This window comes from Actinocorallia longicatena, from assembly GCF_039534125.1.
Classification (GTDB): Bacteria; Actinomycetota; Actinomycetes; order Streptosporangiales; family Streptosporangiaceae; genus Actinocorallia; species Actinocorallia longicatena.
This window is the reverse complement of record NZ_BAAAUV010000010.1, coordinates 25,978-47,234: the sequence shown is the minus strand read 5'-3', so window position 1 is coordinate 47,234 and position 21,257 is coordinate 25,978. Positions and strand designations below refer to the sequence as shown.

The 21,257-nt window shown below is 70.6% G+C and carries 21 protein-coding genes; 6 read left to right on the top strand and 15 right to left on the bottom strand.

The window, feature by feature from the left end:
• Window positions 1–39: 39 nt before the first annotated feature.
• The 3 genes from ABD785_RS21255 to ABD785_RS21245 form a co-directional block, all read right to left on the bottom strand.
• On the bottom strand, window positions 40–522 hold the full coding sequence (locus tag ABD785_RS21255) for a MarR family winged helix-turn-helix transcriptional regulator (RefSeq protein WP_344831033.1): 483 nt from the start codon (window positions 520–522) through the stop codon (window positions 40–42).
• The gene (locus ABD785_RS21250; protein ID WP_344831031.1) at window positions 519–2,081 is read right to left on the bottom strand and encodes an MDR family MFS transporter; all 1,563 of its coding nucleotides are present in this window, start codon (window positions 2,079–2,081) and stop codon (window positions 519–521) included. The genes ABD785_RS21255 and ABD785_RS21250 overlap by 4 nt, the downstream gene beginning before the upstream one ends.
• Window positions 2,082–2,220: 139 nt before the next feature.
• Window positions 2,221–2,622: a winged helix-turn-helix transcriptional regulator gene (locus ABD785_RS21245; protein WP_344831028.1), complete on the bottom strand. Its 402-nt coding sequence runs from the start codon at window positions 2,620–2,622 to the stop codon at window positions 2,221–2,223.
• Between the two features lie 102 nt (window positions 2,623–2,724).
• Between ABD785_RS21245 and ABD785_RS21240 the strand changes: the two genes are divergently transcribed.
• Window positions 2,725–3,651, top strand: a complete 927-nt coding sequence (locus ABD785_RS21240) for an NADP-dependent oxidoreductase (RefSeq protein ID WP_344831025.1) — start codon at window positions 2,725–2,727, stop codon at window positions 3,649–3,651.
• Here ABD785_RS21240 and ABD785_RS21235 read toward each other — a convergent pair whose 3' ends face one another.
• The 3 genes from ABD785_RS21235 to ABD785_RS21225 all read right to left on the bottom strand — a co-directional run bounded on the left by ABD785_RS21235 (window position 3,652) and on the right by ABD785_RS21225 (window position 5,868).
• On the bottom strand, window positions 3,652–4,104 hold the full coding sequence (locus ABD785_RS21235; protein ID WP_344831022.1) for a carboxymuconolactone decarboxylase family protein: 453 nt from the start codon (window positions 4,102–4,104) through the stop codon (window positions 3,652–3,654).
• Complete coding sequence (sigJ, locus tag ABD785_RS21230; protein WP_344831020.1) at window positions 4,101–4,937, bottom strand: RNA polymerase sigma factor SigJ; 837 nt, start codon at window positions 4,935–4,937, stop codon at window positions 4,101–4,103. Before sigJ ends, ABD785_RS21235 begins: the two co-directional genes overlap by 4 nt.
• 295 nt (window positions 4,938–5,232) lie before the next feature.
• A complete protein-coding gene (locus ABD785_RS21225) occupies window positions 5,233–5,868 on the bottom strand; it encodes a hypothetical protein (protein ID WP_344831018.1) in 636 nt (211 codons plus the stop codon).
• Between the two features lie 320 nt (window positions 5,869–6,188).
• On the opposite strand from ABD785_RS21225, the gene ABD785_RS21220 reads away from it, so the two are divergent.
• Both ABD785_RS21220 and ABD785_RS21215 read left to right on the top strand, forming a co-directional pair.
• Window positions 6,189–7,373 (top strand): PucR family transcriptional regulator, encoded by a 1,185-nt coding sequence (locus ABD785_RS21220; RefSeq protein WP_344831016.1) that lies wholly within the window; start codon window positions 6,189–6,191, stop codon window positions 7,371–7,373.
• An 89-nt stretch (window positions 7,374–7,462) separates the two neighbouring features.
• Entirely contained in the window at window positions 7,463–8,623 is a 1,161-nt protein-coding gene (locus ABD785_RS21215; RefSeq protein WP_344831013.1) for a PucR-like N-terminal domain-containing protein, read from the top strand.
• A 10-nt stretch (window positions 8,624–8,633) separates the two neighbouring features.
• Here the strand turns inward: ABD785_RS21215 and ABD785_RS21210 are convergent, their stop codons facing one another.
• The 3 genes from ABD785_RS21210 to ABD785_RS21200 form a co-directional block, all read right to left on the bottom strand.
• Window positions 8,634–9,272, bottom strand: coding sequence for a TetR/AcrR family transcriptional regulator (locus tag ABD785_RS21210; protein WP_344831011.1), 639 nt, complete (start codon window positions 9,270–9,272; stop codon window positions 8,634–8,636).
• Window positions 9,269–11,047: an N-acyl-D-amino-acid deacylase family protein gene (locus ABD785_RS21205; protein WP_344831009.1), complete on the bottom strand. Its 1,779-nt coding sequence runs from the start codon at window positions 11,045–11,047 to the stop codon at window positions 9,269–9,271. The genes ABD785_RS21210 and ABD785_RS21205 overlap by 4 nt, the downstream gene beginning before the upstream one ends.
• A gap of 214 nt (window positions 11,048–11,261) precedes the next feature.
• Window positions 11,262–12,278: a glycoside hydrolase family 113 protein gene (locus tag ABD785_RS21200; RefSeq protein WP_344831007.1), complete on the bottom strand. Its 1,017-nt coding sequence runs from the start codon at window positions 12,276–12,278 to the stop codon at window positions 11,262–11,264.
• 93 nt (window positions 12,279–12,371) lie between these two features.
• Between ABD785_RS21200 and ABD785_RS21195 the strand changes: the two genes are divergently transcribed.
• The 3 genes from ABD785_RS21195 (at window position 12,372) to ABD785_RS21185 (ending at window position 16,702) form a co-directional block, all read left to right on the top strand.
• The gene (locus ABD785_RS21195; protein ID WP_344831005.1) at window positions 12,372–13,061 is read left to right on the top strand and encodes a TetR/AcrR family transcriptional regulator; all 690 of its coding nucleotides are present in this window, start codon (window positions 12,372–12,374) and stop codon (window positions 13,059–13,061) included.
• Window positions 13,062–13,140: 79 nt separating this feature from the next.
• The gene (locus tag ABD785_RS21190) at window positions 13,141–14,583 is read left to right on the top strand and encodes an RCC1 domain-containing protein (RefSeq protein WP_344831001.1); all 1,443 of its coding nucleotides are present in this window, start codon (window positions 13,141–13,143) and stop codon (window positions 14,581–14,583) included.
• Between the two features lie 112 nt (window positions 14,584–14,695).
• On the top strand, window positions 14,696–16,702 hold the full coding sequence (locus ABD785_RS21185) for an ATP-binding protein (protein WP_344830998.1): 2,007 nt from the start codon (window positions 14,696–14,698) through the stop codon (window positions 16,700–16,702).
• A 12-nt stretch (window positions 16,703–16,714) separates the two neighbouring features.
• Here the strand turns inward: ABD785_RS21185 and ABD785_RS21180 are convergent, their stop codons facing one another.
• The 6 genes from ABD785_RS21180 to ABD785_RS21155 all read right to left on the bottom strand — a co-directional run bounded on the left by ABD785_RS21180 (window position 16,715) and on the right by ABD785_RS21155 (window position 21,238).
• Window positions 16,715–17,356, bottom strand: coding sequence for a DNA alkylation repair protein (locus tag ABD785_RS21180; protein WP_344830996.1), 642 nt, complete (start codon window positions 17,354–17,356; stop codon window positions 16,715–16,717).
• A 150-nt stretch (window positions 17,357–17,506) separates the two neighbouring features.
• Window positions 17,507–18,088: a dihydrofolate reductase family protein gene (locus ABD785_RS21175; protein ID WP_344830993.1), complete on the bottom strand. Its 582-nt coding sequence runs from the start codon at window positions 18,086–18,088 to the stop codon at window positions 17,507–17,509.
• A gap of 65 nt (window positions 18,089–18,153) precedes the next feature.
• Window positions 18,154–18,975: a helix-turn-helix domain-containing protein gene (locus ABD785_RS21170; RefSeq protein ID WP_344830991.1), complete on the bottom strand. Its 822-nt coding sequence runs from the start codon at window positions 18,973–18,975 to the stop codon at window positions 18,154–18,156.
• 174 nt (window positions 18,976–19,149) lie between these two features.
• Window positions 19,150–19,644, bottom strand: a complete 495-nt coding sequence (locus ABD785_RS21165; RefSeq protein WP_344830989.1) for a hypothetical protein — start codon at window positions 19,642–19,644, stop codon at window positions 19,150–19,152.
• Between the two features lie 129 nt (window positions 19,645–19,773).
• The gene (locus tag ABD785_RS21160; protein WP_344830987.1) at window positions 19,774–20,757 is read right to left on the bottom strand and encodes an ABC transporter substrate-binding protein; all 984 of its coding nucleotides are present in this window, start codon (window positions 20,755–20,757) and stop codon (window positions 19,774–19,776) included.
• Window positions 20,758–21,031: 274 nt separating this feature from the next.
• Entirely contained in the window at window positions 21,032–21,238 is a 207-nt protein-coding gene (locus ABD785_RS21155) for a hypothetical protein (protein ID WP_344830985.1), read from the bottom strand.
• Window positions 21,239–21,257: the final 19 nt, after the last annotated feature.

Sequence of the window (21,257 nt, the reverse complement as noted above, 5' to 3'; positions counted from 1 at the left end):
CGAAGTATTCCCCAAGGGGAATATTCCTGTCAAGGAATGTTACCGAAGACCCGGAGGTTGCTGGCCGGGTTGGTCGGCGCCCAGGGCGTTGAAGCGGGCCAGCAGCGTCGCCAGGGTGCTGACGTCGTCGTCGGGCCAGTTGTTGAGCAGGGCGTGGAAGTGATCGCGGCGGGCCGACCGCACCCCGTCCAGCCGCTGACGGCCGTCCGGGGTGAGGGTGATCAGATGGGCCCGTCGGTCGACCGGATCGTCCTGACGCTGGACCAGCCCGAGATCCTCCAGCGCCTGGAGCTGCCGGCTGATCGTGGGCTTGCCCACCCCGACGAACGCCGCCAGCTCACTGGGACGGGCGAGCCCGTGATCGCGAAGATAGATGAGCAGGCCGTAGGCGGTCGAGTCCAGCTGCGGATGCACGGCCCGGCTCAGCTGGTCGGACGCGGCCCGGGCCCGGCGCAGGAAGACGCCCAGCTCCCGTTCGAGCGCGCCGTAGGCCTCGGGGACGTCGGTGGTCTCGGCCCTCATGACCGCCTTCCTGCTTGTTCGTCCAGAACCTGCAGCGGGGTGGACGTCCGCAGCGGGACCTCCTTGATGCAGGCGATGGCGACCAGGCTTAGCAGGGCGAGCGGTGCGGTGTACAGGAACACGTCACCGATGGCGTGCCCGAAGGCGTTCTCCAGAACCGAACGGACCGGCGCGGGCAGCGACGGCAGATCCGGGATGGCGTCACCGCTCGACGACCCGTGCACGCCGAGGCGGGCCAGATCGTCGCTGGAGTACTCGACGACCCGATGGGACAGCACCGTGCCGAGGGCCGAGACGCCGATGGTGCCGCCGAGCGTGCGGAAGAACGACACCGAGGTGCTGGCGGCGCCGAGCTGCTCGGGCCGCACCTGGTTCTGCACCGACAGCACCAGGTTCTGCAGCGTCATGCCCAGTCCGACCCCGACGAAGGCCATGCCGAGGGCCACCACCAGGTAGGGCGTGGAGTGGCGGAGCAGGCCCAGCAGCCCGCTGCCCATCGCGAGCATGACCCCGCCCGCGGCCAGGAACGGCTTCCAGCGCCCGCTCGTGCTGATGATCCGGCCCGACAGGGTCGAGGCCACGGCCAGGCTGAGGATCAGCGGCAGCGTCAGTATTCCGGCCATGGTCGGCGACTTCCCGGCCGACAGCTGGAAGTACTGACTGAGGAACGTCGTCGAGGAGTACATGATGACCCCGGCCAGCAGGCTGGCGACCACCGCGAGCGACACCGTCGGGTTGCGGAACAGCCGCAGCGGCACGATCGGCTCGGCCGCCCTGCCCTCCACCCAGGTGAACAGCGCCGCCAGCACGATGCCCCCGCCGGCCATCGCCAGGGTCTGCCAGGACAGCCACGGGTACTCGGCCCCGGCGAACGTCACCCACACCATCAGCAGCGAGGCCGAGGAGGTGATGAGCGCGGCACCCGCCCAGTCGACCGTCACCTCGCGCCTGCGCACCGGAAGGTCGAGATTGCGCTGCAGGACGGCCATCGCCAGGAGCGCCAGCGGCACGACGATGAAGAAGCACCACCGCCAGCCCAGCCAGTCCACATCGACGATCAGCCCGCCGAGCAGCGGCCCGCCGGACGTTCCGACCGCCAGCACCGCACCCATGTAGCCGTTGTAGCGGCCCCGCTCACGCGGCGACAGGATCGTGGCCATGATGACCTGGGTGAGCGCCAGCAGGCCGCCCGCCCCGATCCCCTGCACCACCCGCGCCGCGATCAGCAGCCCCGGGTTGACCGCCGCGCCCGACAGCGCCGAGCCGAGCGCGAAGACCAGCAGCCCCGCCTGCAGCAGCTTCTTCTTGTCGGCCAGATCCGCGAGCTTGCCCCACAGCGGGCTCGTCACCGTGGTGGCCAGCAGCGTCGAGACGATCACCCAGGTGTAGGTGCTCTGCCCCGCACCCAGATCCGTGGTGATGACCGGCAGCGCGTTGGCCACGATCGTCGCGGAGACGATCGCCACGAACATCCCCAGGTACAGCCCGGACAGCGCCCGCAGAAGCTGCGCGTGCGACGTCCGCTCCTCCACCGTCTCCCTCGATGCCGCCGACGTCATGAACCCTCCATCTGATTGCCTCAGGCAACCGTAAGCCCATTTGATTGCCTGTAGCAACCAAATGTCGCGAGCGGCTGAGGAGCCACCGTGCGGCCGGGAGGTCACCGGCCATGGCCGGATAGCGGGTTGCGGTGGGTGGTCAGGGGCGGGTCTCGTCGAAGCGGGTGCGGGCCTCGGCCACGTCGGGCATGTGGGTCTCGGCCCAGGTCTTGATGGCGCGCATCACGGGCAGGAGGGTCTCGCCCAGAGCGGTGAGCGCGTAGTCGACGCGCACCGGGACCTCGGGGGTCACGGTGCGGGCCACCAGGCCGTCGCGTTCCATCGCGCGGAGGGTCTGGGTGAGCATCTTCGGACTCACCCCGGCGACGGTGCGGGACAGGTCGCTGTACCGCTGCGGGCTCTCGGCCAGGGCGATGAGCAGGAGGCTGACCCACTTGTCGCTGATGCGGTCCAGCAAGGCGCGGGCCGGGCACTCCGCGACATAGGCGTTGTAGGCCGTCCGGGCCTCGGCGCGGCGCTGGGCGGCGGTCTGGGTCGGCATGCGTCCTCCGGCGTGACTTACGCACCTTCGGGTGCGTACTACCCCACGGATAGTAGCTCTCCCTAGGGTTGTGATCATCGTCGAGAGAAGGGGGACGCGCTGATGCGTGCCGTCGTGACCAGGGGACTTCGCGGACCGGAGCTCATCGAGACGGAGGCCCCGCAGGCCGGGCCCGGGCAGATCCGGATCCGGGTGACCGCTGCGGCGGTGAACCCCGTGGACCTCGCCACCGCCACCGGCGGGCTCACCCGCGCGGGGATGATCGCCGAACGTCCCGTGCTGGGCCTGGGATGGGACGTCGCGGGCGTCGTGGAGGAGGCCGCGCCCGGCACCGGCTTCGCCGCCGGAGAGCGGGTGATCGGGCTGCGCGACCGGCTGGACGTCGCCCTGGGCACCCACGCCGACCACGTCGTCCTGGACGCCTCCGCCGTCGCCCGCACCCCCGCCGCGGTCACCGACGCCGACGCCGCGACCCTGCCGCTCAACGGCCTCACCGCCACCCAGGCCCTGGACGCGCTCGACCTGCCCGCCGGATCCACCCTGCTCGTCACGGGCTCCGCCGGCGGCGTGGGCGGATTCGCCGTCGGCCTCGCCGCCCGGCGCGGACTGCGCGTGATCGGCCTGGCGGACGCCTCCGAGGAGGAACAGGTCCGCGCCCTGGGGGCGTCGGAGTTCCTGGCCAGGGGAGAGGAACGGCTGGGTGAGGCGGCCAGGGCCGTCGTCCCAGGAGGGGTCGACGGCGTGCTCGACGCCGCCGCGATCGGAACGGCGGCCGTCGAGGCCCTGCGCAACCGCGGAGCGTTCGCCTCGGTCTCCGGCGCCTCCACCCCGCGGGCCCTGCGCGGCACCCGCGTCGAGCAGGTCTGGATCTCCGCCGACGGCCCCGCCCTCACCCGGCTCGCGGCCCTCATGGACTCCGGCGCGCTGCCCGCCCGCGTCGCGAGGACCGTTCCCCTGGCCGACGCGGCCGCCGCCTACGAGCTGAGCGGCACCCGGGGCCTTCGCGGACGCATCGTCCTGATCCCCTGATCAGGCCAACGGCGGCGGGGCCTTGCGCGGCATGACGCCGAGCCGGTTCCAGGCGTTGATCGTCGCCACGGCCATGCAGAGCGCGGCCATCTGCTCGGGGGAGAAGTACTTCTCGGCCTCGGCCCAGACCTCGTCGGACACCCCCTCGTGGGCGTCGGCCAGGCGCGTGCCCTCCTCGGTCAGCGCCAGGACGGCCCTCTCCTCGGGAGTGAAGAACGAGGTCTCCCGCCACGCGGCGACCGCCCAGATCCGCCGGTCGGGCTCGCCCTGCTTCTTCATGTCACCGCTGTGCATGTCGACGCAGAACGCGCAGCCGTTGATCTGGCTGGCCCGCAGCTTGATCAGCTCGATATGGCGCTGTTCGAGCCCGCTGCCGTGCAGGTACTTCTCCAGTCCGAACATCGCCTGGTACGCCTTCGGCGCAAGCTCCGCGATGTCGATGCGTTCGGTCATGGCACGCTCCTCAGTTTCTCCGGGTTCATCACGAGATCGATGCGAGTGATCAGGCCGTCGGCCACGGTCAGCGCATAGACGCCGACCGTCGCGCCGTCGACGAGCCGCAGCAGCCCGGGACGCCCGTTGACGTCCACGGGCCGGGTCTGTGAGGGGGCCTTCCGCCCGACGCCCAGGATGAACCGGGCGACCCGGTCCGCCCCGACCACCGGATTGATGGCCGCCTTGACCACGCCTCCACCATCGCTGCGGTAGACGACATCGGGTGCCAGCAGGCCCATCAGGGCGTCCAGGTCGCCCTCGGAGCAGGCCTCCGCGAACGCCCCCACGACCCTGCGGTGCGCGGAGGCGTCGATGTCGAAGCGAGGAGTGCCGTCCTGGACGTGCCGGCGCGCCCGCGACGCGAGCTGCCGGACGGCCGCCGGGCTGCGGCCGAGGGTCACCGCGACCTCGCTCAGCGGCACTCCGAACACCTCGTGCAGCACGAACACCGCCCGTTCGGCCGGGCTGAGGGTCTCCAGCACGACCATCATCGCCATGCTCAGCGATTCCTCCAGCGTCACCCTGTCGGCCGGGTCCACGGCGGTGACCACCGGTTCGGGCAGCCACTCCCCGACGTACTCCTCACGCCGCCGGCGTGCCGACCGCAGCACGTCCAGCGCCAGCCGCGACACCGCGACGACCAGCCACCCCTCGACGTCCACGATCGGCTCCCCGACCCTGCCGAGCCGGATCCACGCCTCCTGCACGACGTCCTCGGCCTCGCCGAGATCGCCGAGCAGCCCGTAGGCGACCCGCACCAGCCGTGGCCGAAGCCCTTCGAACTCACTCACACCCAGAGGACGGGACACCACACCAGTGTGTGACATCCTCGCCCCGCGTCGTTCCCGGGGAGGGGCGGATGGAGCCCTTTCGTGAATTGGACACCCGATCCACTATTCGTTGACATCGCGTCCAATTCGTTGTCCGGCGCGAAATCCGAAGAGTTTTTCGCAAATGCGGGGATGTTCCGGTTCTGCCGCCGGGCCCGATGTTTTGGCGCATTCCCCTGCGCCTCGGCACGCCGGAGGCCGCACGGCCCTGGGTGGTCCGTGCGGCCCCATTGAAGGTGCTCGTCCGAGCGGTGGATCAGACGGCGGTGATGACCGGGACACCGCCGGCGCCGGTGACCGCGAAGGTTCCGGTCAGGGTGGCGACGTCACCGTTCTTGACGATGCCCAGGCAGCCCCAGCTCACGTTGTAGAGCTTGATGTTCGTGGAGCCGGTGGCGGTGAGGGTGCCGTTGTTGTTGTAGGAGCCGTTGATGACACCGGTGTGGGAGTTGGCTCCGCCGGGGCCGTCGGCGTCGAGGCTGCACAGGCCGCCGAGCGCCGTGGCGTGGACGGAGGCTCCGTTGATGCTGCCCGGTGTGATGCCGCCGCTGGTCGGGCCGGTGATCTTGAGGCTCCAGGGGCTGCCGGCGGAGATGTTCGCCGTCAGGTTGAAGGTGATGCCCGCGCCGCTGCAGCCGCTGGTGGACAGGGAGGTGAGCGAGGCGGCGGTGCCGCTGGGCCAGCTTCCGCTGGCGATGACGCTGCCCGCGGCGCTGCCGGAGGTGCAGTTGGCGGTGATGCCGGCCGTGACGTCCTGGAAGGAGATGTTGCTGGAGGTCGCGGTGACCGGGCCGGCGTTGGTGGCCGTCCACGTTCCGGCGGCGAAGGCGGGGGTGCTGAAGACGAGGGCGATGGCGCCCGCACCCGACGCCGCGATGGCGAACCTGCGCATGAATGGGCCTTTCGTTCGGGGTGGGATGGTGAGCGGCCCATTACTGGGCGAACAAAGGGCAGCTCAGGGGGCAAGTAATCGATTACTTTCACGAGCGTAAGTCCGGGGATCGAGTGCGACAAGAGTGGGACGGGTGTTTGGACCGAAGTCTGTCAGCGGATGAGCAGAAACCCCCGCCGCGTTATATCGCCCGTGATGATCTGAGCCCGGAGATTGCCGGAACAACCATGCTGAATTCAACCACCAACGGAGTTATCCTCCGGTAGGGAATTCGACTCCGCCGACGGCCGCCACCGGTCGGCCGGGAGGAAGGACGGAGCATGCGGCGAGAGTCGGTGAGGCCACCGGGCCCGCAGCTCGCGGCGGCTCTGCGGACCGGGCTGCCCGGGCTCGCGGAACAGATCTACGCCGAGATCAACGCTTCCATCTCCGACTACACCGTCGCCGACTCCAGCCCGCCCTCGATCCCGACGGTGGTGCACGAGGGACTCGCGTTCTTCGTGGCCCGCATCGCCGACCCGGCCGTCCCGACCGACAGGCTCATGGGCCTGTTCCGTGAACTCGGCCGCAAGGAGCTCAAGAGCGGCCGCAGCCTGGACTCGCTTCAGGCCGCCGTCCGCATCGCCTTCCGCACGTCCTGGCAGCGCACCGCCGAGGTCTGCACCCGCCACCGGCTGCCCGGCTCCGTGCTCGCCGACCTCGCCGCCTGCCACATGGCCTACATGGACGAGATCATCGGCCTGGTCGTCCAGGGCTATCTGGAAGCGGACCGCAGGCCGCGCGAGGAACGGGCGCAGCTGCGGCGCCGCCTGATGTCGGCCCTCGCCGGAGGGGACGCCGAGAGCGCCGCCGACCTCGCCGGCCGGGCCGGCTGGCCGCTGCCCGCCGCCGCGACGCCCGTCGCGGTGGAGCCCGGCACCCGATGGCGATGCCCCCTGGGGACGGCGGACCTCCTGCTCGACCTCGACGGCGCCCAGCCGTGGCTGCTGCTCCCCGGGCCCTTCGACGCCGGCCGGCGGGCGGCACTGCAGGCGGCACTGCCCGGAACCCGCCTGTCGGTCGGCCTCACCGTCCCCCTGGAACAGCTCCCCGACGCCCTGCGCTGGGCCCGCCGTGTCCTCACCCTCACCCCGGCCGCGGACACGGGAACACCCGTGATCCTCAGCGAGGACCACCTGCTCGACCTGTGGCTGTCCAACGACCCGGCCCTGCTCGACGAGATCGTCCAGCGCCGGCTCGGCGGCCTGATGAGCCTGCCGGCGTCCAAACGCACCGCGCTCACCGAGACGCTCCGGGTATGGCTGGAGAGCTGGAGCACCGCCGCCGACGTGGGACGCCTCCTGCACATCCACCCGCAGACCGTGCGCTACCGGCTGCACCAGATCAGGGAGCGGATCGGCGGCCAGATGGACGACGCCGAAGCCCGCTACGGGCTGGAGGCCGCACTGCGCGCCCTGCGACTGCGCGACCGGGCCAGTCCGGTATTGCCGGGAGGGGATCGGTGATTTAACGTCAACGTGGCCTGATTCACGGTGAGAGATTTACCGAAGTCCCCTGGAAGGCGCGCCAGGAGACCCTTCCCAACGGCGGGACCATGGGCGCGCAGAGACCTTACACAGACCTCCTCCCCGACCTGAACGAGTTCGTTCCCGGGCTCGTCGATGAGATCATCGACGGCATCCGTGCGACCATCCCCGACTACGACCGTCCCCAGGGCAGCCCCTACAACGAGATCATCCGGTGCGGGGTGGAGCGCAACGTCCTCGGCTTCGTCGAGTGGCTCGCCGACCCCGGCCGGCCACTGGAACGCCGCAACGACCTCTGCCGCAGGATCGGCGCGTTCGAGGCCATGGAGGGACGTCCCCTGGCGGTCCTGCAGTCGGCCTACCGGATCGGCGCCCAGCTCGGCTGGTCCCGCATCCAGAGCCTCCTGGCCGAACGCGAACCGTCGGCGGTGGCGGTGTCCGTCCTCGCCGAGGCGCTGTTCAGGTACATGGACGAGGCCGCCGAGCTGTCGCGCGAGGGCTACGACCGGGTCAGGGCGGAGGAGGACGAGAAACGGGACGCCGCACGGCTGCTCCTGCTGCGCGACCTGGTCCGGCGCTCCGACGCCGACGTCGAGGCCCTCCACCCCGCCGCCGAGTGGACCGCCCCGGCCCAGGTGACCCTGGTCGCCCTCCCACCGCGGACCTCCGCCGTCCGGCCGCTGCTCGATCCCGATCTGCTGCTCGACCTGCACACCCCCGAGCCCTACCTCCTGGTGCCCGGCCCGCTGACCGCGCCGCGCAGGGCGATGCTCGAGGCGGCACTGGCGAGCGGGCGGGCCGCGGTCGGCCTCCCGGTGCCGCCCGCACGCGCCGCGGACTCCCTGCGCTGGGCCCGGCGGATGCTCGCCCTGATCACCGAGGGCATCTTCGACGACGGCACCCTGACCCTCTGCGAGGACCACCTGGTGAGCATGTGGCTGCTGTCGGACGGCCCGCTGATGGAGCAGATCGCCCGGCGGCAGCTCTCCTTCCTGACCCGGGCCGACGAACGGCGCCGCCAGTGGCTCGCCGACACCCTCCGGGCCTGGCTGCGCACCCGGGGCCCCGCCGGACGGATGGGGGAGGACCTGGGCCTGCACGTCCAGACCGTCCGCTACCGGATGCGCGTCCTGGAGGAGATCCTCCAGGAGGACCTCACCGACCCCGACAGCCGCTTCGCCACCGAGACCGTCCTGCGCGCCCTGTGGCTCCGCGGCCGCACCGGCTGACGGCGGCGCCTCAGGGCTCGGCGCGTCCGGGGAGGGCCGTGCCGCGGGCGGCCACGAACTCGGCGTACCGGACGGCCAGATCGAGGCGGCGGGACTCCACCTCGGGTTCGGGGACGAGCGTCCGGGAGATCGCCTCGCCGTCGAAGAGCTGGCGGATGGTCGAGATGACCAGATGGCGGTCGTCGGGGGACAGGCCCGCCAGCGCAGGCAGCTCTGCCGCCATGTCGGTGATGGCGGCGAAGAACCACTGCGCCGACGGAGCCAGGCGTTCGCGGAGCTCGGCGTCGGTGCGGGCGGCGACCATCAGCTCGAACCAGACCACGTTGTCGACGTTGCGGTGACGTTCGCGCATCAGGACCACCGCGGTGCGCAGGTCGGCGTCGGGCAGTCCGTCCAGGCGGGCGCGGACGGCCGCGAAGTGGCGGCGCGCCACCTCCTCGGCCGCGGCGACCATGAGACTCTGCCGGGAGTCGAAATGCCGGAACAGCCCTCCCTTGGACACCCCCGAGCGCGCGCAGATCTCCCCCACGGACGCGCGGGAGTAGCCGATCTCGGCGATCGCGCCGATCGTCGCGTCGACCAGCCGGTCGATCGTGGCCTGCTTCCGCTCCGTCTGGGTCCGCCGGGGAGGGGTCTGCTCGGAACTCATCCGGCCGAGGCTAGCCGCTCTCCGGGGAGGGTGCGCGGATCGACCGTGCCCCGCGCCTCTCCGGCGCGCAGGAACCGGCCGGTCCGCCGGCTGCCGAGAACGGGCGCGTAGGAGCCGGCGCCGAACACCCGGGTACCCGCGACGAAAGTGGCCACCACCGTGGCGTCGTTGCGGTTGACCATCCGGCTGAGGCCCCCGTACTCGGGCACCGGCGCCTCGGACAGCTCGTCGACGCTCTCGTCCAGGTACGCGGGGTCGACGATCACCAGGTCGGCGCGGTCTCCTTCACGCAGGAAACCCGCGTCGATCCCGTACCAGGCGCCGAGCTCGCCGGTCAGCCGGTGCACGGCCCGCTCGATGCTCATGAAGCCCTCATGGTGGGCCCGGCGCAGCAGCCGCAGCGGAAAGTTGTAGAACGCCATGTTCCGCAGGTGGGCACCCGCGTCGGAGAAGCCCATCTGGACCCCGGACCAGGAACTGATCTTGTTGAGCTCCTTCGGCCGGTGGTTGGAGATCACGGTGTGCCAGCGGATCGCGGTGCCGTGCTCGACGACCAGATCGAGGAAGGCGTCGACCGGATGGATGCCCCGCAGGTCGCCGACCTCGCCGAACGTCCTGCCGACGACGTCGGGGTCGGGGCAGGCCACGATGTGGGCGTCGTAGAAGTCGCGGTGCCACACGCGCGGCCCGAACCTGCTCTCGTACTCCTTGCGGAACCGGCGGCGGTAGGCCTCGTCGTTCAGTAGGGCGTCCCGCTCGACCTTCTCCTTGAGGTGCAGCGCGGCCCGGCCCGAGCCGAACTCCTCGAAGACGACCAGGTCGATGCCGTCGGCGTAGATGTCGAACGGCACCGGCAGATGCTGCCAGCGGAAGTCGCCGCGCAGCCTGTTCACCGCGGATGCCAGCGGGCCCAGAAGATGCATCAGGAACGGGTTGGCCTTGACGTCGGCGGCCGTCAGGTAGCTGGTCTTGAGCGCTCCGCGGCCGATGCCGATCGACTCGATGAGCGCCGGAATCAGGGCGACCGGGAGGGTGAGGTTGGGGATCGACTGCAGGATCCGGCCGCTCCGGCGCAGGATCCGGTGGAGGCGACGGCGCTCCTTGCGGGTGGCGAACGTCGAGGGCAGGGTGCGCGAACGGTAGCGGTCGCCGTCGAGCTTGTCCCACGGGTTGAGCATCTCCGACATGCCGACCATCCCGGCGTCGAGGGCCTCCCGGAGCATGCCCTCCATTCGGCGCACCTCCTCGTCGCTCGGCTTGACGGCCGGATCGGTGGCCCGGCCGAGGCCCATCACGGCGGCCCGCAGGTCGGACTGGCCGAGGAAGGCCGTCACGTTCGGCCCCAGCGGCAGCCGCTCCAGCGCCTCGACATACCCGGCCGCGCTCGTCCAGGACTTCCCGTCCTCCAGCGCCGCGATCACATGCTCCCTGGGCACCGCCTCGACCCGGCTGAACAGGTCGGCGGCATCGAGCGGATCGACGTGCACGGTCCCCAGCGAACACGACCCGAACAGCACGGTCGTCACCCCGTGCCGCACCGACTCCCCGAGCCCCGGCGCGACCAGCACCTCGACGTCGTAGTGCGTGTGAACGTCGACGAATCCCGGCATCACCCACTTGCCCGAGGCGTCGACGACCTCCGCGCCCTCCTCGTCCAGCGCCTCCGCCGAGACCGCGACGACCCGTCCCCCGCTGATCCCCAGATGCCGGATCGCCGAGGCGGCCCCCGTCCCGTCGAACCAGCGCCCGCCCCGCACCACCACGTCGAATCCCATGGCCACATAGAAACCAAACGGTCGCTACGTGTCAAGACCGGCGGAGGGCGGACTGTCGGACGGGGCGTCTACGGTCGGAACATGGATGGCGGCGCGGCCCCATCGCCTGCTGGACCAACGCCGAGCTCTACGCCATCGCCGATCCCGAAGAGGACCCGGCCGACAACCCCTGGCTGAACGGAGCCTGGGAGCGCCCCCTCTGACAGCCCGGCTCTCAGCCGCGGTAATGGTCGGCGATCGCGGTGAAGGCGGCCTTGGGCTCCCAGGGAAGGTCGGGGTAGGTGTCGCCGCGGCGGTCCTTGAAGATCTTGACGATGCCGAGGCTCGCGAGGTCGAGGTCGTCGCGAGGGTCGCCGTCGGGGCGGTGGGGCAGGTTGTAGAGGGCGAAGAGGAAGACGAAGGCGCTGTCGACGCCCTCGCTGTCGAAGATCTCCAGGAGTTCGCTCAGGTAGGCCGCCTGGCCGGCCTCGTCGCGTTCGTATGCTCCGGTCAGCCGGAGCGGGGTGCGGGTGGAATCGAGGATCTCCATGCTGCGGGCGGCGACGTCGCCGGCGCCGCGCCAGGTGGCCGTACCGAAGCCGGTGATCGCGACCGGCTTGGGCTGGGCGACGAGGCTGCGCACGGCCTCTCGGAAGACATCGGCGACCTCCGAGGTCCGGATGAGTTCGAAGGTCATGAAGTCGAACAGGTCCCAGTCGACGGCTTCGAACTGGATGGCGGCGTAGGTGACCTTGCCATGGAAGCGCTCGCGGACCACCGTCACGGCCCGGCGGAGGAAGGCGTTGAGGCGGGTGCCGACCGCGGCGATTCTCTCGGGCCGGAGGGACGGGTCGCTCAGCAGACGGCCGAGCCGCTCCTCGGTGCTGTCGCCGTCGAGGAAACCCCGGTTCATGATGCTCAGCTCGACGCCGGTGACGAACACGACCTCGGCGCCTTCCGTCCGGAGCCGCTCGGCCCGCTCCGCGCAGTCGGCGAACAGGGCGAGCATTTCGTCGGCCGTCAGCTCCAGGGGATAGGGCGAGAACCAGATCTCCAATCCGAGGTCGGCGGCGTGCCGGGAGGCGAGCTCCAGGCGGTCCGGGTCGCCGCCCGTGATGTGGACGGCCGTGCAGTGGAGATCGTCGCGGATGATGGTCAGTTCCCTTCTGAACTGGTCGGGGTCGAAGTGCTCCCGGGAGCTTTCGCCGTCGCGGAGGAAGCCTGTCTCGTAGCAGATGCCCTTGGCTCGCATGCGTCCGACCCTTCTGTAGGCGGCCGAGGCTAGCCTCGAATATTGCGTGCACGCAAATTTGCGTGCACGCACCTCTGCTGGGATGCTCAAGGGGTGACGACACGGCGGCCCGGGCTGCGCGAGGAGAAGAAGCAGGCCACCCAGGTGGCCCTGCGCGAGGCGGCACTTCGGCTGGCTCTCGAACACGGACCCGCCAACGTCCGCGTCGACGACATCGCCGAGGCGGCCGGCGTCTCACCGCGGACCTACAACAACTACTTCTCCAGCCGCGAACAGGCGATCGTCGCCGCGGTCACCGCCGAACGCGAACACCGCGTCGCCGCCGCCGTGGCGGCCTGGCCCGCCCACGTCCGCCTCGCCGACGCCCTGACCGCGACGATCGTGGAGCAGTACACCGAACCACGCGACCGGGACGAGCTGCTGCTGATCACCGCGAGCCCCGCCCTGCGCGACAGCTACCTCGACGCCGCCGCGACGATCGAACACCCCCTCGCCACCGCGATCGACCAGCGTCTCGGCGGCACCGGCACGTTCACCTCCCGGGTACTCGCGACGAGCGTCGCCGCCGCCGTCCGGGTCGCACTTCAGCAGTGGCTCCAGCCTCCGCCCGCACCTCTCGCGACCAGTGGACTCCTCCTGCTGTCCGGCTCCCTCCCCGACCTGCTCCGCTCCGCCCTCGCGACCCTGGCACCCGCACTCGACGCCGCCGAAGAACAGGCTCGACGGCCCACGAGCAGACAAGTCCGCGGGGCGGCGGATGGACAGGAGATGACGGGTTTCTGACCTGGAGAGTGGGCAGCCGATCGGCTGATCCTCGGTGCACGGCTTGCCACGGGGGCGGGTCGTGCGAGGAAGGAAACTCGTGGAAACAGATCGGATCAGCGGGGCGCGGCGGGCGGGACTGCTCGTCGCCTTCGTGGTCATGACGGTGATCGCGGTCGGGGCGGCGTTCCTGACCCCGGCCGGCGCTACTCCGATCCCGCTGCCCGCGCCCGTCACGGCGCGGTTCGACGCGGGGAACTGGCACACCTGCGTGGTCGACGACGCCGGGGCGGTGCGCTGCTGGGGCAGGAACCACAACGGCCAGCTCGGTCACGGCCTCAACATCATCACGCCGTCCCGGGTACTCGTCGGCGACGACGAGGTGCCGTCCGTGGTCGGGCCCGTTAGCCTCGGTGGGCCGGGAGCGTTGAGGGTGGCGACGGGCAACAACCACACGTGCGCCCTCCTCGCCGACCTTCAGGTCTCCTGCTGGGGCCTCAACACCTATGGGCGCCTGGGCACCGGGCGCCAGAATCGGTACGGCGCAGCGGTCGGCGACGACGATTCTCCCGGAACGATCAGGGTCGCTCTCGGCTCGAACCGGAGCGCGAAGGCGATCGCGGCGGGCGGCGACCACACCTGCGCGATCACCGACGAGGACAATGTCAGATGCTGGGGCAAGGCGTTCGATGGCGAAGCCGGCTATCCCAACGGGGACGACTTCATCGGCGACACCGAACTTCTCGGCAGCGTCGGCGACGTCGATCTCGGCGGGCGGAGCGTCAAGGCGATCGCCGCGGGCGAGTCGCACACATGCGTGGTGACGGACAACGGTTCGGTGTTCTGCTGGGGCGACAACGAGTTCGGCCAGCTCGGCTACCCCGATCTCCAGAACAAGATCGGCGACACGGAGGACCCCATCGACGCCGGCCCCGTCAATCTGGGGCCGGGAATGAAGGCGGTCAGCGTCACGGCGGGCGGTAACCACACCTGCGTCACGCTGGAGAACTCCAAGCTCCGCTGCTGGGGCCAGAACGCCACCGGAGCGACCGGGCTCGGCACCCCGACGCTCGACCTGTCGCCGAGCTCCGGTCACGTGAGCCTGCTCACCGGCCCGAACACCACCTCCGACATCATCACGGCCGACGCCGGCGACAACCACACCTGCGCGGCACTGGTCGGCACCGTCCACGCGGTGAAGTGCTGGGGCCAGGGCGGCGACGGGGCCAAGGACGGCCGTCTCGGCCTGCCGGACCTCGGCAACTTCGACGACCTGGGAGACGACGAACTGCCGTCCACCGCACTGCCCCTCAGCCTGGGCGGCGACTCGGTCATCGCACTCGCGGGCGGTACGGCGCACACCTGCGCGGTCACCACCGACGGCACCGTCCGGTGCTGGGGCTCGAACGAATTCGGCGCGGTCGGGCACGCGCTGGGAATCTACGAGGAGATCGGCGACGACGAAGAGCCCGGCTCCATCGACCCGGTCGACCTCGGCGCCGAGGTCAACTGCTTCCTCTGCACACCGCCGACGGTCCCCTGACCCACCATCACCGAACACCGCCGCCGCGGACCCCGCCGGGCCCGCGGCGGCTTCGGGCTGTCCGCGGGACGGTCGCGGCGTTAGCCTGGGGGCCGCGGCTGTGGGAGTGGTGATGGCAGAGGATCTGGCGGCGGTCATCGACGAGGCGCGACGGCGGGCGTTCGTCGGCAGGGCGGAGGAACTCGCCGTCTTCGCCGATGTGCTCGAGACCGGAACACCGCGCCGGGTGCTGCTGCTCCACGGGCCGGGCGGGATCGGGAAGACCACGCTGCTCGGCCAGTTCCGCATGAGGGCGCAGGCCGCCGGACGTCACGTGGTGTCCGTCGAAGGGTGCGCCGTCGACTGCTCGCCCGAGGCCTTCCGCAAGGCGGTCTCCGACGGCGACGGGCGCACCGACCAGGTCCTGTTGCTGGACGGCTACGAATACCTCGCCACACTGGACGGCTGGATGCGCGAGGAGTTCCTGCCATCCGTCCCGGCGGAAACGGTCGTCGTTCTGGCCGGGCGTGATCCGCCGAACCCGCAATGGCGCGCCGATCCGGGATGGCGGGCCCTCACCGTCTGCCGCGAGCTCGCGGCGCTGAGCAGGACCGAGAGTCTCGAGCTGCTCAGCCGTGCCGGGATGTCGGCGTCGCTCTCCGAACGCCTGGCCGCGCTCGGCTGCGGCCATCCGCTCGTGCTGGCGCTCCTGGCCGACGCCGCGGCCGACGGCCCGCCACCCGACGAGCTGAGCGAGGCACCCGACCTGGTCGCCGCGCTGGTCACCAGGATCGTCGGCGTGGTGCCCGACGAAGAACACGCGATCGGCCTGGCGGTGTGCGCGTACGCCTGGCTCACCACCGAGGACCTGCTCCGGCGGGCCGTCGGGGAACGCGCACCGCAGGTCTGGGCCTGGCTGGAGAGCCGGCCCTACATCAGCCGAAGCAGCGACGGCCTGCACGCCCACGACCTCGTCCGCGATCTCCTCACCGCCGACCTTCGCCGCCGCTCACCGGATTCCCACAGGCGAGTCCACCGCATCGTTTACAGCCACGCCCTCGCAGGCCTGCGCCGCATCGGAGCGAGGGAACGCTGGATCGCCGCCCACCAGAAGGTCTTCCTGCTGCGCGGGAGCCCCCTGGCAGGCCACGTCTGGACGCTGCCCGAGCACCGGACGGTGGCCGTGACGCCCGGAAGTCACGAAGATCACCCTGCTGTGCTCGCCCTCATCGAGCGTTTCGAGGGCACCGAGAGCGCCGAACTCGCCGCGCTCTGGCTGGCGGAGCAGCCCGAGAACCTCGTGGTCGTCCGCTCGCTCGATGGACTGGCCGCCTGCGCCTTCGAGTGCGTCTGGCCGGCCGCCCCCGCCCTCCTCGACGCCGATCCCGTCTTGCGCACCGCGCTGGAGACCGCGGACGCCGTCTGCCCGCCCCGGCCGGGGGAGCAGATCAGCATCGCCCGTTACGTCATCGGCGTGAACGGTCACGAACGCGACCCGCACGCCAAGCTCGCAGGATCGGTCATGTCGACCGTCGGCTGGGCCACCCGGCCACTCGCCTGGTCGTTCACCGCGACCACCGATCCCGACTACTGGGGTCCGATCTTTCACTACCTGGCGTTCAGCAGGCTGGCCACCGTCGCCTCGGCCGCCGGTCCCACGCGCACCCTCTACGGCGTCGACTGGCGCCGCCTGCCCGTCGAGCGCTGGTCCGACCTCGTGGCCGAACGGAAGTTCACCGGCGCGACGGGACCGCCGCCTCCCGAACTCCTCCGCCCGGCCCCCCTCGACCGGGCCCGCTTCGACGGCGCCGTCCGGCAGGCACTCGCCGATCTGAACCGTCCCGAACGGCTCGCCAACAGCCCCCTGCTGGGCACCGCCCTGGTCGCCGAACCCACCCCGGCCGACCTGCGCGCCACCCTTCTCGCGGCCGTCGGCCATCTGGGGGACGACCCCCGAGCGCTGCAGCTCAGCCGCGTCCTCGACCGTACCTACCTCCACCCGGCTCCCACCCAGGAGGCCGCTGCGGAGGCCCTCCACCTTTCCTTCTCCACCTACCGCAGGCACCTGGCCAAGGCCACCGCCCGCCTCACCGACCTTCTCTGGGCCCAGGAGATCACCGGAACGCCCCTCGACCTCTGACCACCTGGATCCTCAGGTGCTTCGGCGGCGGACCATCTCGTTGATCCAGGTGGGGGCGAACGGGGAGGTGCAGTTCGGGGGCGTGGGGTAGTCCTTGAGGACCCCGAGACGCTCGCCGATGGCCAGGGCCCGAGGACGGAGAGCGGGGTGCTCGATTCCGATCTGAGCCAGGCAGTGGTTCATCGACCACTGGAGCCGGTCCGGGGCGTTCTTCATCTCGGCTTCGATGACGTCGAGAAGGCCGTCGAGGTCGAGACCTTCGGGTGCCTTCGCCACGCGTTCGGTGGTGAGCGCCCACCCGGCGCTCGCGACCACCGGACCGGGATCGGCGAGCCAGGCCACGCGCAGCTCTTCGGCGTGCGAGCTCTTCTTCACCACATGGTTCACGAGCCAGTCGTGCACCTTCGGGGTCCGCGCCTGACGCAGCATGGCGTCCAGCTGACCGAGCTCGAAGGCCTTCGGACGACAGATCAGCAGAGCCAGCAGCTTCGCGGCGGTGTCATCGGTCGCCCAGAGCCCGACCGCAAGATCCTGCTGAGTCCTCAGCCGCTTGGCCAGCGCCCGCAGCTTACCGAGATTCACCCCGTGATCGTCGCCATGCCGCTCATTGACCTCACGTGCCCTCGGATCCTCGAGCGCGGCCAGCTCGGCCATCACCTCGTCCACCCTCACCTGGGTCTCCCGTCCGTCACTTGGAGCATCCAGCCTAGGAGACGGCCGAACCCACGATGACCTGCCGAACACCATGCCGGCGAGGTAGCCGTCGAGGCGGAGGAAGGACGCCCAGGTCGTCCTCCGCACCGGTCAGCGGCGGACCTGGTAGCGGAGGTGGAGGACCCGGTTGCTCTGGATCACCGTGTCGGGGTTCTCCAGGAGGTGCTGGGCTTGGATCGAGCCGAAGTAGCGTTTGCCGGATCCGAAGACGACGGGTGCGACGTCCATGCGGACCTCGTCGATCAGGCCTGCGGCGAGGACCTGGCCGCCGACGTCGCCGGCGGCGACCTCGACGATGCGGTCGCCCGCCAGTTCCTGGGCCTTGGCGACGGCCGCCTCGACGCCGTCGACGAAGTGGAACGGGGACTCGGGGCTCCAGCCCTCGGGCATCGGCCGGTGCGTCACGACGACCACGTGGTCGATGCCGCTCGGCGGGACTCCGTCCCAGCCGTCCGTCAGGTCGAAGACATGGCGGCCGGCGATCGTGACTCCGATCTGGTCCCAGTACGGCCGGATGTAGTCATACGACGTCTGCGACACCGTCAGGTGGCCGCTCTCGTCCAACGGGACGTCGCCGCTGGAGAGCCAGTCGAACAGCGGTCCGGGTTGGTCGTTCTCGTCCGCGATGAAGCCGTCCACCGACACCGAGCCGTACATGACCACCTTGCCCATGGGGCACTCCTTTTCTTGGGGACGCCCCAAGTTAGCGGGCCGTGAGCTGCGGTTCTTGTAAGAAATCAATCCGCCGGCAGCGGCCAGCCGTCCATCGCGTGGCCGGGATGTTCGCGCAGGAACCGTCGCCGGACCGCGAGGTACCGGGTCGGGGTGAGCCCGGTGAACTCCCGGCACTCGTGGCCGAAGTGAGCCTGGTCGAAGTAGCCCGCGTCACCGGCGAGCTCGCCCCAGTCGATCGGTCCGGCGAGGTCGATCGCGAACACGGTGGCGGTGAAGCGGCAGGTGCGGGCCAGCCGCTTGGGCGTGACGCCGATGAGCTCCTTGAATCGCCGCGCGAGATGCGTGCTGCTGACACCGGCCGCCACGCTCAGGCCGCCGATCGACACGGCCCCGCCGGCCGCCGCGATGACCCTGCTCGTATGGCGGACCAGCCCCAGCCCTGCGGTCTCGTACAGCCGTCGGATCAGCTCCTCCTCGAGCAGCGTCAGCATCTCCTGCGGTGCGTCCGCCGTGGCCAGCCGGTCTCGCAACTCGGTGGCGGCGGCCCGGCCCCAGGCCTGCTCCATCGTCACCGGCCGGTCGCACAGCTCCACCGCGGGCATCGGCAGGAACGGCGCCAGTCCCCACGGCTTGAGGTGCACGCCGACGGAGCGGGTCGGGACCGGGTAGCCGAACTCGTACGCGCGGGTGGGCATGGTGATCACGCAGCCGTCGGCGTACTCGGCCGTCTCGATGTCGGTACCGGCGCGGATCCGGAACGGCGCCCCGAGGTTGACGATGAGCAACGCCGCCAGCGTCGGCGGCAGCGTCAGCCGAGCGTACGGAGGCGCCCCCTCCAGGTAGTAGAGGTCGTCGATCAGCGCGTCCAGCGGCGGTCGTGGCACTCTGGATACATACTCCACGCCCAAAGCATCGCCGACCCCACTGACATCGGAGACTTTCCCGGCCACCGTGCCATGGTTGATGATCCGCACCCCACTCGGTTCCGAGCGTCGCCTTTGCCCTGGTATCCGCGTCGGGGACACCGGGGCAAAGGCGACGTGCTACGAGGATTCGGGTCAGCGGCGCTTCTGCGCGGTCGCCGCCGCGGCGATCATCAGGACGTAGCCGAGCTGGAGGAGATAGACGCCGACACGGATGTGCGGGGTCTCGTCGGAGAACTGGGACCAGGTGAGGGTGCCCTTGGCGGCCAGGACGGTGAGGACGATCCCCAGAGCGGCGAGGGCGGCCGCTGTGCTGTTCAGCTCGCGCCTGCGGAGGAGGACGCCCGCGGCGGTGGTGAGGATCGTCACCGCGATGAGCGCCCACCCGAGCCAGGAGAAGTAGTTCTCCTGGATCCAGTTGGTCGGGACGGGGCCCGAGCTGGTCAGGCGGTGGAGGTCGGCGAAGCTCAGGGTGATCGCCGGGATGCCGGCGGCCGGGTTCGCCGGGCTGAACAGCCAGCCGGGACCCAGCGGGGCTATCAGGAGGAGCACCGCGCCGAGACCGGCCAGGGCCGCGGGGAGCGGGCGCGGCGCCGACGTGGCGAGGCGGGGCTGGGAATGCGCCGTCATGGTGAAGGACTCTCGCTGTACCGGAAGATCCGGATTGGGTGGTTCCCCCGATCGGTCGCGGGCGCGGCCGAGGTCAGTACCGGCCCTGCCGGGGCAGGCCGGAGTGTGTGGGAGCGAGCGAGGCCGCCGTCACCCGGCCCGCTGGACGACGAGGTCGGTGGCCTTCGGCAGCTTGCCGTTGACCTGGCCGGACGCCTCGACCGCGTCGATCCACGGGGTCAGGTCGTCCGGGGTGATGGCGGACTTCCAGTCGGGCAGCGGCATGCCGGCGATCAGCTGCGGCGGCAGTTTGAGGGTGGCCGCCAGGAAGGCACGGGCTTCGGAGTCGTGGGAGGCCACCCAGGAGTCGGCGGCGTCCATGCCGTCCACGAACTTCGCGACCTTGTCGGGGTTCTTCGCCGCCCAGGCGCGGTCGGCGGTCCACATGCCGGTGACGGCGGGGGAGGCGACCGACAGGAACGGGTCGCCCAGGGGCGTGTGGCCGGCGGCCTTGGTTCCGCCGATGAACGGCTGGATCGTCGCGATGGCGTCGACACGTCCCGCGTTGAGCTGGTCGAGCATGTTCGGGAAGGGGACCTCGACGAGCGTGACGGCCTTGGTGCCGATGCCGGCCTTCCTGAGCGCGGTCACGACCGACAGGTAGAGCGTCCCGGACAGCGACGGTGTCGCGATGCGCTTGCCGCCCAGACCGGCGAACGAGGTGATCTTCCTGCCCTTGGCGGCGAAGATCTGCGCCTGGGAGTGCTCGGTGCTGTCGACATAGGCGCTCGCGATCACCGTGAGGTCATGGCCCTGGGCCTTGGCGGCGATGACATCGGCGGGAGTGCCCCACGCGATGTCGTACTGGCGGCCGAGAGCCGGAGCGAACGTGGTGATGCTCGTGCTCGGCAGGGCCGTGATCTTCACCTGGAGCCCCTGACGAGTGAAGTCGCCGTTCTTCTCGGCGACCAGCGGCAGGATCGGCGGGGTCGCCCCGGAGTTGATCACGATCCGCAGCGGCCCGTCATGGCTTTCGCCTGTGTCTCCAGAGGAGCAGGCCGCCGCCGTGATGGACAGCAGCAGGGCCGCGGCCATGGCGGTCCCTCTCCTGGTCCAGGTCGATGAAGTGTTCATAGGGCTCTCCAGGGGTGGGGGCGCGGAGCCGGCCTCGCTGCGGGGTGCCCACACCGTACAATCCACTATTCATAAATTCAATGCATAATAAGAAACGTCAGGGTGAGTGTGACGTCCCACCTCGAGATCCCGGATCCGATCACGGCCACGGATCCGGCGAGCCTCCGGCGCGCCCCGGAGTGACCTGCTCCGGCACCTCGGAGAAGCGTCTAGGGGTCCAGCCCACATAAGCCCAAAACCCACAATGAGTAGATCTTGAGAGCGTTCCGGCTGCTCAGTGACTGCGACAGGGCGGGGCGAGGATGCCGGTGATTTCGGCGGCGGCTTCGCCGCCGGGGCGGGGGTAGCGCATGGCGGTGCGGGGGTTCTTGTGGCGGGTCTTGTCGTCGTTAGAGACCCGGTGCGTGCCGAGGAACTCATCGGCAGCGTCGCCGAGGTTGATCGCGGAGCCGCGGAGCGCGGTGACCTTCGCGCCGCTCATCGCCCACCGCCGATCTTCG